Annotated in this window: 17 protein-coding genes and 1 tRNA gene; 14 read left to right on the forward strand and 4 right to left on the reverse strand. The window is 70.3% G+C overall.

The window, feature by feature from the left end:
* The first annotated feature begins 29 nt into the window (after positions 1-29).
* From BJP65_RS14890 to BJP65_RS14920, 7 genes are all read left to right on the forward strand, one after another.
* The gene (locus BJP65_RS14890; RefSeq protein WP_070409647.1) at positions 30-962 is read left to right on the forward strand and encodes a 4-(cytidine 5'-diphospho)-2-C-methyl-D-erythritol kinase; all 933 of its coding nucleotides are present in this window, start codon (positions 30-32) and stop codon (positions 960-962) included.
* A 134-nt stretch (positions 963-1,096) separates the two neighbouring features.
* Complete coding sequence (locus BJP65_RS14895; protein ID WP_055839691.1) at positions 1,097-1,399, forward strand: DUF427 domain-containing protein; 303 nt, start codon at positions 1,097-1,099, stop codon at positions 1,397-1,399.
* Positions 1,400-1,412: 13 nt separating this feature from the next.
* Positions 1,413-2,237, forward strand: coding sequence for an ABC transporter ATP-binding protein (locus BJP65_RS14900; RefSeq protein ID WP_070409648.1), 825 nt, complete (start codon positions 1,413-1,415; stop codon positions 2,235-2,237).
* A complete protein-coding gene (locus BJP65_RS14905; protein ID WP_070409649.1) occupies positions 2,234-2,977 on the forward strand; it encodes an ABC transporter permease in 744 nt (247 codons plus the stop codon). Before BJP65_RS14900 ends, BJP65_RS14905 begins: the two co-directional genes overlap by 4 nt.
* Positions 2,974-3,756, forward strand: coding sequence for an ABC transporter permease (locus tag BJP65_RS14910; RefSeq protein ID WP_070409650.1), 783 nt, complete (start codon positions 2,974-2,976; stop codon positions 3,754-3,756). Before BJP65_RS14905 ends, BJP65_RS14910 begins: the two co-directional genes overlap by 4 nt.
* Positions 3,753-4,685: an ABC transporter substrate-binding protein gene (locus BJP65_RS14915; protein ID WP_055839677.1), complete on the forward strand. Its 933-nt coding sequence runs from the start codon at positions 3,753-3,755 to the stop codon at positions 4,683-4,685. Before BJP65_RS14910 ends, BJP65_RS14915 begins: the two co-directional genes overlap by 4 nt.
* A gap of 104 nt (positions 4,686-4,789) precedes the next feature.
* Positions 4,790-6,583: an ABC-F family ATP-binding cassette domain-containing protein gene (locus BJP65_RS14920; RefSeq protein WP_070409651.1), complete on the forward strand. Its 1,794-nt coding sequence runs from the start codon at positions 4,790-4,792 to the stop codon at positions 6,581-6,583.
* Between the two features lie 39 nt (positions 6,584-6,622).
* On the opposite strand, the gene BJP65_RS14925 is transcribed toward BJP65_RS14920, so the two are convergent.
* Together BJP65_RS14925 and BJP65_RS14930 are read right to left on the reverse strand one after the other, a co-directional pair.
* On the reverse strand, positions 6,623-7,135 hold the full coding sequence (locus BJP65_RS14925; RefSeq protein WP_070409652.1) for a hypothetical protein: 513 nt from the start codon (positions 7,133-7,135) through the stop codon (positions 6,623-6,625).
* On the reverse strand, positions 7,132-7,584 hold the full coding sequence (locus BJP65_RS14930; protein ID WP_181016034.1) for a MarR family winged helix-turn-helix transcriptional regulator: 453 nt from the start codon (positions 7,582-7,584) through the stop codon (positions 7,132-7,134). Before BJP65_RS14930 ends, BJP65_RS14925 begins: the two co-directional genes overlap by 4 nt.
* 139 nt (positions 7,585-7,723) lie before the next feature.
* On the opposite strand from BJP65_RS14930, the gene BJP65_RS14935 reads away from it, so the two are divergent.
* From BJP65_RS14935 to BJP65_RS14965, 7 genes are all read left to right on the forward strand, one after another.
* A tRNA-Gln gene (locus BJP65_RS14935) sits at positions 7,724-7,795 on the forward strand.
* Position 7,796: 1 nt separating this feature from the next.
* Positions 7,797-9,245, forward strand: a complete 1,449-nt coding sequence (glmU, locus tag BJP65_RS14940; protein WP_070409653.1) for a bifunctional UDP-N-acetylglucosamine diphosphorylase/glucosamine-1-phosphate N-acetyltransferase GlmU — start codon at positions 7,797-7,799, stop codon at positions 9,243-9,245.
* On the forward strand, positions 9,235-10,269 hold the full coding sequence (locus BJP65_RS14945; RefSeq protein WP_055839665.1) for a ribose-phosphate diphosphokinase: 1,035 nt from the start codon (positions 9,235-9,237) through the stop codon (positions 10,267-10,269). Before glmU ends, BJP65_RS14945 begins: the two co-directional genes overlap by 11 nt.
* A gap of 154 nt (positions 10,270-10,423) precedes the next feature.
* Positions 10,424-10,918 carry a hypothetical protein gene (locus BJP65_RS14950; protein WP_070409654.1) on the forward strand — a complete coding sequence of 165 codons (495 nt, stop codon included), beginning with the start codon at positions 10,424-10,426 and terminating at the stop codon, positions 10,916-10,918.
* Between the two features lie 5 nt (positions 10,919-10,923).
* Positions 10,924-11,802 carry an FAD:protein FMN transferase gene (locus tag BJP65_RS14955; protein WP_070409655.1) on the forward strand — a complete coding sequence of 293 codons (879 nt, stop codon included), beginning with the start codon at positions 10,924-10,926 and terminating at the stop codon, positions 11,800-11,802.
* Positions 11,799-13,352, forward strand: coding sequence for an FAD-dependent oxidoreductase (locus tag BJP65_RS14960; RefSeq protein ID WP_070409656.1), 1,554 nt, complete (start codon positions 11,799-11,801; stop codon positions 13,350-13,352). The genes BJP65_RS14955 and BJP65_RS14960 overlap by 4 nt, the downstream gene beginning before the upstream one ends.
* 79 nt (positions 13,353-13,431) lie before the next feature.
* Positions 13,432-13,908 carry an NUDIX domain-containing protein gene (locus BJP65_RS14965; protein WP_055839652.1) on the forward strand — a complete coding sequence of 159 codons (477 nt, stop codon included), beginning with the start codon at positions 13,432-13,434 and terminating at the stop codon, positions 13,906-13,908.
* Positions 13,909-13,918: 10 nt separating this feature from the next.
* Here the strand turns inward: BJP65_RS14965 and BJP65_RS14970 are convergent, their stop codons facing one another.
* Both BJP65_RS14970 and BJP65_RS14975 read right to left on the reverse strand, forming a co-directional pair.
* On the reverse strand, positions 13,919-15,448 hold the full coding sequence (locus tag BJP65_RS14970) for an ATP-binding protein (RefSeq protein WP_308447283.1): 1,530 nt from the start codon (positions 15,446-15,448) through the stop codon (positions 13,919-13,921).
* Entirely contained in the window at positions 15,445-16,179 is a 735-nt protein-coding gene (locus BJP65_RS14975; protein ID WP_055839647.1) for a response regulator transcription factor, read from the reverse strand. Before BJP65_RS14975 ends, BJP65_RS14970 begins: the two co-directional genes overlap by 4 nt.
* Positions 16,180-16,182: the final 3 nt, after the last annotated feature.

Here is a 16,182-nt window from a genome sequence, read left to right on the forward strand (position 1 = left end):
GCCGGGCGCACGGGTCTGCGGGCGGGGCGATGACCCCCGCGTCGCCCGAATCCGTCCGCGTCCGCGCGCCCGGGAAGATCAACGTCTTCCTCGAGGTCGGCGACGTTCACGACGACGGATATCACGAGCTCGCGACGGCTTTCCAAGCCGTGTCGCTGTACGAGGAGATCGTCGCGACACCGGCCGATGACATCACGCTCGAGGTCGCCGCGCGCGGACCGGTCGACGTCGACGGCGTGCCCACCGACGGACGCAACCTGGCGGTGCGGGCGGCGCGCCTGCTCGCCCAGACGGCGGGGATCGATCGGGGCGTGCACCTCGCGGTGCGAAAGGCCGTCCCCGTCGCCGGAGGAATGGGCGGCGGGTCGGCAGACGCCGCGGCGGCACTGGTGGCCTGCGATGCGCTCTGGGGACTCGGGATGCCGTCGAGTGAACTCGCGCGCCTGGGCGCCCGCCTCGGGGCCGACGTCCCCTTCGCCCTGCTGGGTGGCACGGCGGTGGGAACCGGGCGTGGCGACGAACTGAGTCCCGCTCTCGCGCGCGGTCGATTCGACTGGGTGCTCGTGCCCAACGAGGTCGGAATGTCGACGCCCGTCGTCTACGGCGAACTCGACGCGCATCGCGAGCGCAACGCCGTCGACATCGGGCCCGCACCCCGCGATCCCGCGGTCGACCCCGACGTGCTGCACGCCCTGCGTCAGGGCGACGCCCGCATGCTCGCCGCCACCCTGCGCAACGACCTTCAGGCGCCCGCTCTGCACCTGCGTCCAGACCTGGCGCGCGTGCTGCAACGGGGCGAGAGCTCCGGGGCCCTCGCGGGGATCGTGTCGGGGTCGGGCCCGACGCTGGCCTTTCTCGCCGCCGACGAAGCCTCCGCCCTCGATCTTCAGATCACCCTGAGTGCGGCCGGCCTCGTCGCCCTCCACGTGCACGGTCCGGTCGCCGGAGCCCGCGTCGCCTGACGGGCGGGCACCATACCCGAGCGCGTCACACGGAGCAATCTGACCTCGGCGGGATTTGTGCCTGGGTAGCCTCGACCGAGGTGGATCGCCACCGCTGGGTGCCGTACCCGCGGGGTGCCACGAAGGGGGACCCCATGAAGGCAGTACTCGACGGCGTCGTCATCGCCGAGGCCGACCGTGACGACCTGGCGTCCATCGAAGGCAACTGGTACTTCCCGCCGGCCGCGGTGCGCGAGGGCGCACTCCAGCAGAGCCCCACGGCCTACACCTGCCCGTGGAAGGGTGCGGCCCAGTACTGGACCATCTCGCTCGACGGAGCCGAGCTCACCGACGGAGCGTGGTCGTACCCCGACCTGCGCCCCGGCGCCGTCGACCGCGTCGGCAAGGATTTCGCCGGCTACGTCGCGTTCGACCGCAAGGTCGTGGTCTCCGACTGAGTCGGGCACGCAGATGATCGAATTCTCGACCGTTTCCAAGGTCTTCCCCGACGGCACGCGTGCCGTCGACGAGTTCAGTCTGGTGATCCCCTCGCGCAAGACGACCGTGTTCGTCGGATCGTCGGGGTGCGGCAAGACGACGCTGCTGCGCATGATCAACCGCATGGTCGAGCCCTCGTCGGGCGAGATCGCGATCGACGGCGACGACATCGGCAGCAAGCCCGCGGTGCAGTTGCGCCGCAGCATCGGCTACGTCATGCAGAACTCCGGCCTGCTGCCGCACTTCACGGTCGCCGACAACATCGCGACCGTTCCGGTGCTGCAGGGTCAGAACCGCAAGGCGGCCCGTGCGCGCGCGCTCGAGCTGATGAAGACCGTCGGGCTCGACACCGCGATGGCCGACCGCTACCCGAGTCAGCTCTCCGGCGGTCAGCAGCAGCGCGTGGGCGTCGCCCGCGGGCTCGCCGCCGACCCCAACATCCTGCTGATGGACGAGCCCTTCGGCGCGGTCGACCCGATCGTCCGCGACGAACTGCAGCAGGAGCTGCTGCGCCTGCAGAGCGAGATCGGCAAGACGATCGTCTTCGTCACCCACGACATCGACGAAGCCTTCCTGCTCGGCGACCAGGTCGTGATCCTCGAGAAGGGCGCGAAGATCGCGCAGGTCGGAAGCCCGAGCGAGATCGTCGAGAATCCGGCATCCGACTTCGTCGCGAGCTTCATCGGCGCGGTCAAGGGCAAGCGGGCGCTCCACCTCAAGCAGACGGAGAACGGCACCGTCGTGGTGGATGCCTCGGGACGCACCCAGGGTGCGCTCAGAGACGAGCCGTTGTCGTGACGTGGCTCTGGGGCAACTTCCCCCTGGTCGTCGATCTGACCCTCAACCACATCCGGTTGAGCATCATCCCGATCGTGCTCGGGTTCCTCATCGCGATCCCGCTCGGACGGCTTACCCTCACGGGCCGCTTCGCCCGCGGCACGGTGATCACGGCCATGAGCCTGCTGTACACGATCCCGTCGCTGCCGCTGTTCGTCATTTTGCCCGCGATCCTCGGAACGCGCGTTCTGAGCGACACCAACCTCATCGTGGCGCTGACCATCTACGCCGTCGCGATCATGGTGCGCGCCACCTCCGACGCGTTCTTCTCGGTCTCGGCCGAGACGAAGCAGGCGGCGACCGCGATGGGCTTCTCGGCCTGGCGGCGGTTCTGGCAGGTGGAGTTCCCCCTGGCGGGCCCGGTCATGCTGGCGGGACTGCGCGTCGTATCGGTCTCGACGATCGCCCTGGTCTCGGTGGGCGTGCTCATCGGCTCCGAGAACCTCGGCTACCTGTTCACCAACGGCAAGCAGCGCAACAACCTCGAGGAGGTCGGTGTCGGGATCGTCGCCACCCTGCTCATCGCGTTGCTGTTCGATCTCATCCTCGTCGCCGCGGGCAGGATCCTCATGCCCTGGGCGAGGGTGGACCGTGCCGCCCAGCGGCGCGGCAAGCGCACCGTCGTGGCCGCCCCCATCGCTGCCGGGGGCACTGCGCCCACCGCAGCGGCCGACGAAGTGTCTCCGGGGGGCCGCGCATGAATCTCTTCCTCGACGCGATCGCGTGGATCTTCGCGCCGCAGAACTGGCAGCCCGGCGGAGTGTCGCCCCTGCCCATCCAGGACCGGCTCCTCGAGCACCTGCTGTACACGGTTGTCGCGGTGGTCATCGCCGCGGCGATCGCCCTTCCGCTCGGGTTCTACATCGGGCACACCGGTCGCGGCCGACAGTTCGTCATCGGCTTCACGGGCGCCATGCGCGCGCTGCCGACCCTGGGCGTGCTGTTCTTCCTCACGATGGTGCTGGGCGCCCTGGTGAAGGGGAACTCCGGCATCTTCTGGGGAACGACCATCGCCCTCGTGCTCCTGGCGATCCCCTCGATCCTCGCGGGTGCGTACGCCGGTCTCGAGTCGGTGTCGCGACCGGCCATCGACGCGGCGCGCTCGATCGGCATGACCGAGATGCAGATCCTCACGCGCGTCGAGATTCCGCTGGCCCTGCCGCTGATCATCGGCGGGCTCCGTGCGGGCACGCTGCAGGTGATCGCCACAGCGGTCATCGCGTCGTACGCCGGTCTCGGCGGGCTCGGCCGCATCATCAGCAGCGGCATCGGCCTCAACGATTACGACCGCATCCTCGGCGGAGCCATCCTGGTGACGGCCTTCGCGCTCGTGGTGGATGCGCTGTTCGCGATCGTGCAACGACTCACCCGCGGCCCCGGAGCAGTCTCCGGGGGTCGCGGCAACAGATTCCGTCGACGGGCGTCCCGTCCCGAGACGGTGGTGGAAACACCAACCCAAGAGAGGAATGTCACAGCATGAGCATTTTCAGTAAAGGCCGGGTCGCCTTCGGCGTCATCGCGGTCGGGGCCGTCGTGGCCCTGGCAGGGTGTTCGCAGGCGGATCCCACCGCTCCCGAAACCGGTAATGCCGGAGGGGACTCCAGCACCATCGTCGTCGGCTCGTTCGCGTTCCCCGAGAGCGAGATCCTCGGCGAGATCTACGCCCAGGCTCTGAAGGCCAAGGGCTTCGACGTGCAGACGAAGTTCAACATCGGACCGCGTCAGCAGACGATCCCCGCTCTGCAGGACGGATCGATCAACCTGATCCCCGAGTACAACGGCAACCTGCTGGCGTACTACGACACCGCTTTCACGCAGCGCACGACCGAAGACGTCGACGCCGCGCTGACGGATGCCGTGTCCAAGGACGACCTGACCGTCTACGCCTCCGCCGCCGCGGAGGACAAGGACGCCTACGTCGTGACCCAGTCGTACGCGCAGGCGAACGGCCTCACCTCGATCGGCGACCTCGCCAAGGTCCAGCCCTTCAGCCTGGGCGCCAACCCTCAGTTCGCGGAGCTGGGGTACGGCCTCCCGGGCCTCGCGTCGGTGTACGGCGTCAGCAACGTGACCTTCGTGCCCTACGAGGACTTCGGTGGCCCCGACACCGTCCGCGCCCTCGTCGACAACACGGTGCAGGTCGCCGACATCTACACGACGTCGCCGGCACTGAAGGCCGAGAACCTGCTCGTGCTCGAGGACCCCGAGAACCTCATCGCCGCGCAGAACGTTCTTCCCCTGCTCAGCACGTCGATCGACACGCCGGAGCTGAAGGACGCGCTCGACGCCATCTCGGCCAAGCTCACGACCGACGATCTCATCGATCTGCGCGACCGCGTCGAGGGCAGCGAGCAGGCGTCGGCCAGCACCGCCGCCGCGGACTGGCTCTCGCAGGCCGGTCTCAGCTGAGGCCGCTGACCCCGAACATCGGAGGCCGTCCCCGCTCGGGGGCGGCCTTCGTCGTTCCCTGCGCAGCGCGCGCGAGCCCGCGCACCGCGTAGCCTGGGACGGATATGGCACATCTGCTCGGGGGCGAAGCCCTGCACCTGGAATACCCGACCAAGGTCGTCTTCGACTCCGTCTCGCTCGGCGTCAACGAGGGCGACCGCATCGGCATCGTCGGTCGCAACGGCGACGGCAAGTCGAGCCTGCTCGGCATGCTCGCCGGCATCCGTGAGCCCGACGGCGGCCGCGTGACGGTGCGCGGCGGTGTGACCGTCGGTGTGCTCGATCAGCAGGACACCCTCGACGACGACGAGACCATCGGCCACGCGGTCGTCGGCGATCGCGCCGAGCACGAGTGGGCGGGCGATGCGCGCACGCGCGACGTCATCGCCGGACTCCTGGGCGACCTGCCGTGGGACGCGCGCCTCGGCGACCTCTCGGGCGGGCAGCGCCGTCGCGTGGCACTGGCCCAGCTGCTGTCGGGCGACTGGGACGTGCTCTTCCTCGACGAGCCGACGAACCACCTCGACGTCGAGGCCATCACCTGGCTGGCCGGGCACCTCCGGCGGCGGTGGGCGCCCTCGGCCGGCGGCCTGCTCGTCGTGACGCACGACCGGTGGTTCCTCGACGAGATCTGCACCGCCACCTGGGAGGTGCACGATCGCCTGGTCGAGCCCTTCGAGGGCGGGTACGCGGCCTACATCCTGCAGCGCGTCGAGCGCGACCGCCAGGCCGCGACGATCGAACAGCGTCGGCAGAACCTCGCGCGCAAAGAGCTCGCGTGGCTGCGCCGTGGTGCCCCCGCGCGCACGTCGAAGCCGAAGTTCCGCATCGACGCGGCCAACGAGCTCATCGCCGATGTGCCCGAGATCCGCGACCGCGTCGCGCTGCAGTCCCTCGCCGTCGCGCGCCTCGGCAAAGACGTCGTCGATCTTCTCGATGTCGGCGTGACGTACGGCGACCACACCGTACTGAAAGACATCGAGTGGCGCATCGCACCGGGGGAGCGCACCGGCATCCTGGGCGTCAACGGCGCCGGCAAGTCGACGCTGCTGAACCTGGTGACCGGCTCGCTCGAACCCACGAGCGGACGCGTGAAGCGCGGCAAGACCGTCAAGGTCGCCACCCTCACCCAGCGCCTCGACGAGCTCGATCAGCACATGAACGACCCCGTCCGCGTGGTGATCGCGAATCTGCGCACGACGTACTCGTTCGGTACGGGCTCGAAGGCGAAGGAGCTCACCCCCGGAGAACTCCTCGAGCGCCTCGGCTTCTCGAGCGCCCAGCTCTCGACGCCCGTGAAAGACCTCTCGGGTGGTCAGAAGCGGCGCCTGCAGCTCCTGCTCGTCATCCTCGACCAGCCGAACGTGCTGATCCTCGACGAGCCCACCAACGACCTCGACACCGACATGCTCGCCGCCATGGAAGACCTGCTCGACTCCTGGTCGGGCACGCTCATCGTGGTCTCGCACGACCGCTACTTCCTCGAGCGGGTCACCGATCAGCAGTTCGCGATCCTCGACGCCAAGCTCCGCCACCTTCCCGGGGGCGTGGACGAATACCTGCGGCTGCGCGCGCTCCAGGATGCCGAGCCCTCGCGGTCCGCGGCATCCGGCACCGTGGCGGCGGCTCCGGGGCTGCAGGGCGCCGAGCTGCGCGCCGCGCAGAAGGAGGCCTCGGCCACCGAACGACGCATCGAGAAGCTGCAGCAGCAGATCGACAAGGCGAAGGCTGCTCTGGCCGACCACGACCAGGGCGACTACGTGGGCCTCGGTACGGAGATGCAGCGCATCTCGCAGCTCGAGAGCGAGCGCGACGAGCTCGAGATGACGTGGTTCGAGCTCACCGAAACCATCGGCTGACTCCGGCCACCGGTCCCGCCGCGCGCGGCGGCGCGGGACTCAGTGGATGACGAGCTCGAGCAGCACGATGAAGATGCCGAGGCACGCCGTGGCGAAACCCCCGAGCAGGCGGCCGAGCAGACCCGCGCCTCGGCGCCGGTAGGCGCTGTACCCGAGGAGCGCGAGCACGAGGAACGTGGTCCACCCGCAGAGCTCGGCCGCGTCGCTGACCGAGACGCCGGTGGCGCCGGCCCACACGAGCACGAGCATCGCCGGCACCGACGCGTAGAGCATGCCCGCGCCGTGACGCATGCCCTCGCGCGTGGCGTGACGCAGGCCGTGCGTGGCGTGCTCGGTGAGCGTGTGCGCGAAGACGTGGGCGATGAAGAACACGAACAGCGAACCCGTCGACGTGAGCAGCACCTCCCACACCGATTCGGCGTGGTCATCAGCGATGGTGACGAAGGCGGCGAACACGATCAAGCCGTAGATGGCGGCGGGGGAGCGAAAACGCACGTCGAACCACGCCTTCACGCGCGTCCACGCCGACGGCGCCTCGGCCGGGGCGCTCATGCGTCGAACCCCAGGCTGAGCTTGCGCAGCAGCGTCGCGAGGCGATCGCGGTCGCCGCGCGAGAGTCCCTCGAGCAGCAGGGCCTCGGCATCGACGAGCCGGGTGATCGCGGCATCCACGCGTACGCGTCCGTCTTCGGTCAGGGTCACCAGGATGCTCCGTCCGTCTTGCGGATCGGCCTCGCGGCGCACGAAACGGCGGGCGACGAGTCGGTCGATGCGATTGGTCATGGTGCCGCTCGAGACCAGGGTCTGCTGCAGCAGTTGCTTGGGGCTCAGTTGATACGGCTCGCCGGCACGGCGCAACGCCGACAGCACGTCCCACTCCCACGACTCGATGTCGCTGCGCCGGAACGCCTCTTTGCGTGCGATGTCGAGGTGACGCGACAAGCGGGCGACGCGCGAGAGCACCTCGAGGGGGGAGAAATCGAGGTCGGGGCGCTGATGCATCCACGCATCGACGATGCGGTCGACCTCGTCGCTGTCCCGGCTCACCGTCTCATTATGTCGAGAGCCCGTCGCGGTCGCGTCGCGCCGCCCGTGCGAGACGGCGTCGTCTGGCAGACTTGACCGGTGCCCGCGGGCACGGTCCGCTGTGGTGTAACGGCAGCACGACAGCCTTTGGAGCTGTTAGGTCCAGGTTCGAATCCTGGCGGCGGAGCATGACATCACCGACCGAGCTCGCCGTCGTCGTCCTCGCCGCGGGTCAAGGCACCCGCATGCGGTCGCGCACCCCCAAGGTGCTGCACCCCGTCGGTGGTCGTCCGCTCGTCGGTCACGTGCTCGACACCGCGGCGTCCCTCGACCCGGCGCGCATCGTCGTGGTCGTGCGACACGAGCGGCAGCTGGTCGCCGACACCGTCGCCGAGCTCGCCCCGGGTGTCGTCGTCGTCGATCAAGACGAGGTCCCCGGCACCGGCCGCGCGGTCGAGGCCGCGCTGGAGACGCTCGGCGGGTTCGAGGGCGACGTGCTCGTGCTGAGCGCCGACGTGCCGCTGCTCGAGACCGGAACGCTCACCGAGCTGCTCGCCACTCACCGCACGGGAGGGTCGGCGGTCACCCTCCTGAGCGCTCGCGTCGACCAGCCGTTCGGCTACGGCCGCATCATCCGCGACGACGCCGACGGCGTCCGCCGCATCGTCGAGCAGAAAGACGCCACGGCCGACGAGGCCGCGGTCACCGAGATCAACGTGGGCGTCTACGTCTTCCAGGCAGCGCCCCTGCGCGCGCAGTTGGCGCTCGTGGGGACCGCGAACGCCCAGGGCGAGAAGTACCTCACCGACGTGATCGGGCTCCTCCGCGACGCGCAGCTCGGGGTCGCGGCATCCGTCACCCCCGATGCCTCCGCGGCCCTCGGCGTCAACGACCGTGTGCAGCTGTCGGAGGCGGGGCGCACCCTCAACGCCCGCACCGTGCGCCGGTGGCAGCTCGAGGGCGTCACCGTCGTCGACCCGGCCACGACCTGGATCGACGTCACCGCGACGCTGGCCCCCGACGTCACGATCCTGCCCAACACGCACGTGCGCGGTGCCACCGTGATCGCCTCGGGCGCCACGATCGGACCCGACACCACCCTCGTCGACTGCGAGGTGGGCGAGGACGCCACCATCACGCGCACCGATGGAACGCTCGCGGTCGTCGAAGCGGGAGCCACCGTCGGCCCCTTCGCCTACCTGCGCGCCAACGCGCGCGTCGGCGTGAACGGCAAGGTCGGCACGTTCGTCGAGGTGAAGAACTCCTCCATCGGCGAGGGCAGCAAGGTGCCCCACCTGTCGTACATCGGCGACACCGACATCGGTCGCGGCGTCAACCTCGGCGCGGGAGCGATCACCGCGAACTACGACGATCTCACCAAGCACCGCACCGTGATCGGCGACGAGGTGCACAGCGGCTCGCACAACGTCTTCGTCGCGCCGGTTACGATTGGAGACGGCGCCAAGACGGGCGCCGGCGCCGTCATCCGCAAGGACGTCCCCGCCGGTGCGTTGGCGCTCAGCGTGGCACCCCAGCGCAACATCGAGGGGTGGGTCGAGAAGAACCGACCGGGCACTGCGGCGGCCGACGTGGCCGCGCGGGCCCGGGCTGAACAGGAAGCGGCCGATGGCTCGTAAGAAGAATCGTGTAGATCTCGACCGCGACAACGGCATCGCCCCCGGCCTCGTCGCCAAGACGAAGAAGCGGCTGGTCGTCGCGTCCGGACGCTCGCACCTCGACCTCGCCGCACAGGTCACCCATCACCTGGGCACCGAACTGGCCCCCACCGAGCACCGCACCTTCGCCTCGGGCGAGATCTACACCCGCTTCGAGGTGTCGATCCGCGGGTGCGACGTGTTCGTCATCCAGTCCTTCGGGCCGCCGGTCAACGAGTGGCTCATGGAGCTGCTCATCATGCTCGACGCGCTCAAGCGCGCCTCGGCCAAGCGCATCACGGTCGTCGCTCCGTACTTCCCGTACTCGCGGCAAGACAAGAAGGGCCGCGGCCGTGAGCCGATCAGTGCCCGTCTCGTCGCCGACCTGTTGAAGACGGCCGGCGCCGACCGCATCATGAGCGTCGACCTGCACGCAGCGCAGATCCAGGGCTTCTTCGACGGCCCCGTCGACCACCTCTTCGCCAAGCCCGTGCTGCTCGAGCACTTCCAGCACACGCTCACCGGCGAAGACCGCGAGACCCTCACGGTCGTCTCGCCCGACATGGGCCGCGTGCGCGTGGCCGACACCTGGTCCGACAGCCTGGGCGCGCCGCTCGCGATCATCCACAAGCGCCGTGACCCGAAGGTCGCCAACCAGGTCTCGGTGCACGAGATCGTCGGTGACGTGAACGGCCGCACCTGCCTGCTGGTCGACGACATGATCGACACCGGCGGCACGATCCAGAAGGCCGCGCAGGCGCTCAAGGCCGCTGGTGCCCGCAAGGTCATCGTCGCCGCCACCCACGCGATCTTCAGTGACCCGGCCACCGAGCGACTGCAGGATGCCGCGATCGACGAGGTCGTCGTCACCGACACCGTCCCGCTGCCGCCCGAGCGCCGCTTCGACCGGCTCACGGTGCTGCCGATCGCGCCGCTGCTGGCCCGCGCGATCCACGAGGTCTTCGAGGACGGCTCGGTCACGAGCATGTTCGGCGGCGACGCGTAAGCGACCGTTCGACAACCCCCGCCTGCGGTTCGAGGCGGGGGTTTTCGCGTCCTCGTTCACAGCCCGCACAAAGGTGTGAACCGGAACGCCACCAAGGTCGTGTCCCTACCGTGAGAACGAACGCGCCGCGAGGCACGACCGAAGGAGGACCCTCATGATCCGCACCACAGCCGTACCCCGTCCCGTCCGCATCGGCACCGCCCTGCTGGGCGTCGCCGGAATCGTCACCCTCGCCGGATGCTCCGGCGGTACCACCACCACCGACGCCGCGGCCCCCGCCGAGACCAGCGCCGCGAGCGCTGCCCCCAACGCCACCGCGAGCGCTGCCGCTGGCGGCTCGACGGCCGCGGGGACCTACACGGACGGCACGTACGAGGCCACCGGTCAGTACGCCACCCCCGAGAGCGTCGAGACCATCGACGTCACCCTCGTCCTGGCCGGTGACACCGTCACCGACGTCACGGTGACGGGCGACCCGCAGGCGGCCGAATCGCAGCGCTACCAGGGCGAGTTCATCGGCGGGATCAAGGACGAGGTCGTCGGCAAGAAGCTCGACGAGATCTCGGTGAGCAAGGTGGCCGGTTCGTCGCTGACCAGCGGCGGATTCATGAAGGCCGTCGACACCATCAAGACCGAGGCGAAGGCCTGACCCTCGTGTCCACTCCGACCGCGACGGGCTCGACCTGGGTCTTCGACGCGATCGGCACGTCGTGGGCGATCGAGACGGCACACCCCCTGCCCTCGATCGCCCGCGACGCGGTGTCGGCCGTCGTCGAGCGTTTCGACCGGGAGTGGTCGCGATTCCGCGACGACTCGCTGGTGTCGGCCCTCGCCGAGGGCCGGGCGGCATCCGTGCCCGCCCCCGACGACGCGCACGCCATGCTCTCGATGTACGACGAGCTCGACGCCGCGACGGGCGGGGCGGTCAACCCGCTGGTCGGCGACTCGCTGGCCCGTCTGGGCTACGACGCGCGACTCACGCTCGCCCCCCGGGGTGAGCCGCAGCCCGCACCGTCGTGGCGCGACACCCTGACGTGGGGGAGCGATCAGCTCGCCCTGCGCGCACCCGCGACGATCGACGTCGGCGCCCTCGGCAAGGGGCGGCTGGTCGACCTCGTGCACGACACGGTGCGCCGTCACGTCGACGGCGACGTCGTGGTCGACGGGTCGGGAGACCTGGCCGCGAGCGGGGCCCCGATCCGCGTCGCCCTCGAGCACCCCTACGATTCGACGCGCGCGATCGGCGTGGCCACCGTGGTCGACGGCGCGCTGTGCGCCTCGGCGATCAACCGACGCGCGTGGGGAGACGGGCTCCATCACGTCCTCGACGCCCGCACGGGAGCACCGGTGCGCGCGTTCGCGGCGACCTGGGCGCTCGCCGACACCGCGATGCGGGCCGACGCCCTCGCGACGGCACTGTTCTTCGACGGCGGGCCCGAGCTCGCCGCCACCTGGAAGGCGCACTGGGTGCGCATGCGTACCGACGGCCGCGTGGAGTGGTCGCCCGGATTCGACGGAGAGGTCTTCTCGTGACCACCACCCTCACCGCGGGTTCCACCCGCGTGCTCGGCTTGATCGGCCGGGTCTCGATGTACCGGCTCGTGATGTTCTCACTGGGCCTTCTGGCGCTGATCGCGCTCGTGCTGTCGTTCGCCGGCCAGGTCGGTCCGCAGCCGCTCGAGATCGTCGTCAGCGCGGTGGTACTCGCGCTCGCGTGCGCCCTCACCGATCTCGCGGCGCAGAGCCTGCTCCGGATGCCGCGCCGGCTCGAGTCCTCGCTGATCACCGCCGCGATCCTGCTGTTCGTGCTGCGGCCGACGCTGGAGCCGGTCGGCCTCGCCGGTCTCGTGCTCGCGGGTGTCGTGGCATCCGCATCGAAGTACCTGCTCGCCTGGCGCGGTCGCCACATCTTCAACCCGGCCGCCACGGGAGCCGCCGTGCTGACCATCGTCAGCATCTGGGCGCCCGATCTGGGCTCCTCCGCCTGGTGGGTCGGCTCGCCGTGGATGGCGGCCCCCGTTCTCGTGCTGGGCGTGCTGCTGCTGGTGCGCACCGACAAGCTCCCCGTGGTCGTAACCTTCTGGCTCGTGGCCATGACGGTCGCTTTCGTGCGCACGACGGTGCAGTTCCAGTCGGCGGGATTCCCCGTCGATGTGCCGGCCGTGCTGTTGCAGGTCGCGTTCTCGTCGCCGTTCCTGTTCCTGGGGGCCTTCATGCTCTCGGAGCCCCTGACGCTGCCCCCGCGCCGCGCGCAGCAATACGTCGTCGCGGTCGTGGTCGGCGTGCTGGCCGGCTGGCCGCTGGCGGTCGGCGCGATCACGCTCGGTCAGGAGCGCGCCCTGCTGATCGGAAACCTCGTGGCGTTCCTGTTCTGCCTGCGCGCCGCGGTGCGGCTGCGTGTGGAGCGGCGGCGGGACCTCACTCCCACCGTGCGCGAACTGACGTTCCACGCGGCGCGACCCTTCTCGTTCTCGCCCGGGCAGTACCTCGAGCTCGATGTGCCCCACCGTCGCCCCGACGGCCGCGGAACGCGCCGCGAGTTCTCGATCGCCTCGGCCCCCGAAGACCTGCCCGAGGTGCGCATCGCCTTCAAGGACGGTTCGCAGTCGTCGTACAAGAAGGCCCTCGCCGCGGTCGAGCCCGGCGGAACGCTCGCGGTGACCGGCGTGTGGGGCGACTTCGTGCTCCCCGCGCGCCCCACGGCGCCCGTGCTGATGGTGGCGGCCGGCATCGGCGTGACCCCGTTCGTGTCGCAGTTGCGGCACCTCGCCGCCACGGGTCAGCGTCGCGACGCGGTGCTCGCCTATGTCGTGTCGGGGTCGGACGAGCTCGCGTTCCGCGACGACATCGTCGCCAGTGGCATCCCGGTCGTGGTGTTCTCGCCCGACGAGCCGGTCGATCTGCCGGCCGGGTGGGTCTGGGCGGGACCCGATCGGGTGGATGCCGAGGGGCTCCTGCGCGCCGTTCCCGACCTCGCGCAGCGTGCGGCCTACGTGTCGGGCCCGCCGCGATTGATCGCGGCTCTCGCACCCGCCCTGGGGAAGGCGAAGTCGCTCACGACCGACGCGTTCGCGGGGTACTGAGCGGCCGAGATGGTGTATGCGGCGGCGGGCGGCGGGGGATCGACCCGGCCGTCCGCCGGGCTCGGTCTACAGTGAACGCGTGCCCACTCCCGACTTCGTCCTCGAGCTGCGCCGCCACGTCGGCACCATGCCCCTACCGCTCGTCGGCGTCACCGCGGTGATCGTCCGCGGCGACGACGTCTTGCTCGGTCGCCGCAGCGACTCGGGCCGGCTCACCCCGATCACCGGCATCGTCGACCCGGGCGAGGAGCCGGCCGACGCCGCGGCGCGCGAGGCCGAAGAAGAGGCCGGCGTGCGCATCGACGTCGACCGACTGGTCTGGGTTCACCAGATCCCGCGCGTGACGTACGACAACGGCGATCAGAGCGACTACCTCGACCTGGTCTTCGCCTGCACGTGGCGCTCGGGCGAGCCGGTGCCGGTCGACGGCGAGATGACCGAGGTCGGTTGGTTCGCCCTCGACGAGGTCGACGCCCTCCTCGACGCCGAGATGGCCGGGCGCGTGCGCGCCGCCCGCCAGACCGGCCCCGCGCGTTTCGAGCGCCGCGCCGACTGAGCGCGTCGGCTCACACGGGGTCGGCGGGCTTCGCGGGCAGGCGCACCTCGAAGGTCGTGTCGCCGGGCGTGCTCCGCACGCCGATCGTGCCGTTGTGCGCCTCGACGATCGCGCGGGCGATCGAGAGCCCCAGACCCGTTCCGCCGGTCTTGCGGTCGCGGGAGCGATCGCCGCGGGCGAAGCGCTCGAACAACTGCGCAGCGACCGAGGGATCGATCCCGGGGCCGTCGTCGTGCACGCGCAGCACGGCTTCGTCGCCCTCGTGGGCGACCGAGACGGCCACCACGGTGCCCGCCGGCGTGTGCGTGCGGGCGTTGGCGAGGAGGTTCGCGACGACCTGATGCAGACGCGAGGAGTCGCCGGCGAGCTCGACCGGTTGGTCGGGCACGTCGATGGTCCAGGCGTGGTCGGGTCCGGCGGGACGCGCGTCGCCGACGGCCTCCACCGCGAGGCGGGTGAGGTCGACCGACCCGTAGACGAGCTCCTGGCCCTCGTCGAGGCGCGCCAGCAGCAGCAGGTCTTCGACGAGCGTCGTCATGCGCAGCGACTGCGCCTGGATGCGTTCGAGCGACTGCTCGGTGGTCTCGACGGCCAGCTCGATGCGTTGGCGGCTCTCGTCGTCGTGCGCTTGGCGCATGGCTCGCAGCGACAACTCCGAGAACCCGCGGATGGATGCGAGGGGCGTGCGCAGTTCGTGACTGGCATCCGCCACGAAGCGGCGCATGAGCTCCTCATTGCGCTGGCGAGCCGTCAGCGAGGCGTCGACGGTGTCGAGGAGGGAGTTGAGGGCGAGGCCGACCTGACCGATCTCGGTGTGCTCGTCGACCTGGTCGGCGGGGACGCGCTCGGTGATCGACACGTCGCCCTGGTCCATGCGCAACGAGGCGACGCGGGTGGCGGTCTCGGCGACGGCGCGCAGGGGCTTGAGCCCCAGACGGATGACGATGGCGATGACGACGGCGAGCAGCAGCAGGCCGCCGGCGGTCACGAGGGCGACGGTGGTGAGGATGGCCCCGATGTAGCCCGTGACGTTGGACAGGGGGAGACCGACGAGGAACGCGACGCCGCCGGGCGAGCTGTAGGAGCGCACGAGGTACTCGCCGAGGTTCGGCAGGTTCACCGTCTGCGCGGCGGGGTCGGTGGAGCGCAGGCTGTCGGCGATCTGCCCGAGGTCGTCGGTGGTCAGGGCCCGCGCGCCGCCGTCGCTGACCACGGCGCCGGTGAGGGCGTTGCGCGAGTTCATCACGAGCAGGGTGCCCGGGTCGCGGGGGCCCGCCTCGAGCACCTCTTCGGCCGTGCTCTGGAATCCGATCTGCGACTGCACCGACGAGGCGGCGTCGGTGACCGAGGCGTCGAGGTTGTAGAAGAGGATCTGGCTGAGGATCGCGCTGGTCGAGATGCCGATCATCACGAGGATGAAGGCCACCATGCCGATGACCGCCGTCATCAGGCGCGCCTGCAGGGTCCAGGGTCGACGGAGGCGCGTGAACCTCTCACCCGCGGTCGCGGCGGGCGGCGCCGGCCGCGGGGGAATGCTCACTGGGGGGCTTTGATCATGTAGCCGACGCCGCGCACCGTGTGGATGAGCGGCTCGTGGCCGGCGTCGATCTTCTTGCGCAGGTACGAGATGTACAGCTCGACGACGCTGGAGCGTCCGCCGAAGTCGTAGTTCCAGACGCGGTCGAGGATCTGCGCCTTCGACACCACGCGCCGCTGGTTGCGCATGAGGAAGCGCAACAGCTCGAACTCGGTCGCCGTCAGCTCGATCTCGTGGCCCCCGCGCACGACCTCGTGGCTGTCTTCGTTGAGCGACAGGTCGCCGACGCGCAGGATGGGCTCGGAGTCGCGGGTGAGTGCGGTGCCCGCGCGCCGCATGAGGCCGCGGAGCCGCGCCACGACCTCTTCGAGGCTGAACGGCTTGGTGACGTAGTCGTCGCCGCCCGCGGTGAGACCGGCGACGCGGTCGGCCACCGCGTCCTTCGCGGTGAGGAAGAGCACGGGCACGTCGTTGCCCGAGTGACGCAGTCGCTGCAACACCGCCATGCCGTCGAGGTCGGGCATCATGATGTCGAGCACCATGGCATCCGGTTCGAAATCGCGGGCGGCCGACAGGGCGTCGAAGCCCGACCCGGCGGTGCGCACCTCCCAGCCCTCCATGCGCAGGGCCATCGAGAGCAGATCGGTGAGCATCTGCTCGTCGTCGACGACGAGCACCCGCAGGGCGCTCCCGTCGGGGCGGGTGAAGGCGGGGGCGGGGGCGGTCGCGGTCATGGA

Source organism: Microbacterium sp. BH-3-3-3 (assembly GCF_001792815.1).
Classification (GTDB): domain Bacteria; phylum Actinomycetota; class Actinomycetes; order Actinomycetales; family Microbacteriaceae; genus Microbacterium.

Coding starts and splice junctions, on each gene's coding strand:
- BJP65_RS14920 (WP_070409651.1), top strand. CDS start 4,790: ATGGCACATCTGCTCGGGGGCGAAGCCCTGCACCTGGAATACCCGACC.
- BJP65_RS14895 (WP_055839691.1), top strand. CDS start 1,097: ATGAAGGCAGTACTCGACGGCGTCGTCATCGCCGAGGCCGACCGTGAC.
- BJP65_RS14950 (WP_070409654.1), top strand. CDS start 10,424: ATGATCCGCACCACAGCCGTACCCCGTCCCGTCCGCATCGGCACCGCC.
- BJP65_RS14890 (WP_070409647.1), top strand. CDS start 30: ATGACCCCCGCGTCGCCCGAATCCGTCCGCGTCCGCGCGCCCGGGAAG.
- BJP65_RS14945 (WP_055839665.1), top strand. CDS start 9,235: ATGGCTCGTAAGAAGAATCGTGTAGATCTCGACCGCGACAACGGCATC.
- glmU (WP_070409653.1), top strand. CDS start 7,797: ATGACATCACCGACCGAGCTCGCCGTCGTCGTCCTCGCCGCGGGTCAA.
- BJP65_RS14975 (WP_055839647.1), bottom strand. CDS start 16,179: ATGACCGCGACCGCCCCCGCCCCCGCCTTCACCCGCCCCGACGGGAGC.
- BJP65_RS14900 (WP_070409648.1), top strand. CDS start 1,413: ATGATCGAATTCTCGACCGTTTCCAAGGTCTTCCCCGACGGCACGCGT.
- BJP65_RS14930 (WP_181016034.1), bottom strand. CDS start 7,584: ATGCATCAGCGCCCCGACCTCGATTTCTCCCCCCTCGAGGTGCTCTCG.
- BJP65_RS14915 (WP_055839677.1), top strand. CDS start 3,753: ATGAGCATTTTCAGTAAAGGCCGGGTCGCCTTCGGCGTCATCGCGGTC.
- BJP65_RS14910 (WP_070409650.1), top strand. CDS start 2,974: ATGAATCTCTTCCTCGACGCGATCGCGTGGATCTTCGCGCCGCAGAAC.
- BJP65_RS14925 (WP_070409652.1), bottom strand. CDS start 7,135: ATGAGCGCCCCGGCCGAGGCGCCGTCGGCGTGGACGCGCGTGAAGGCG.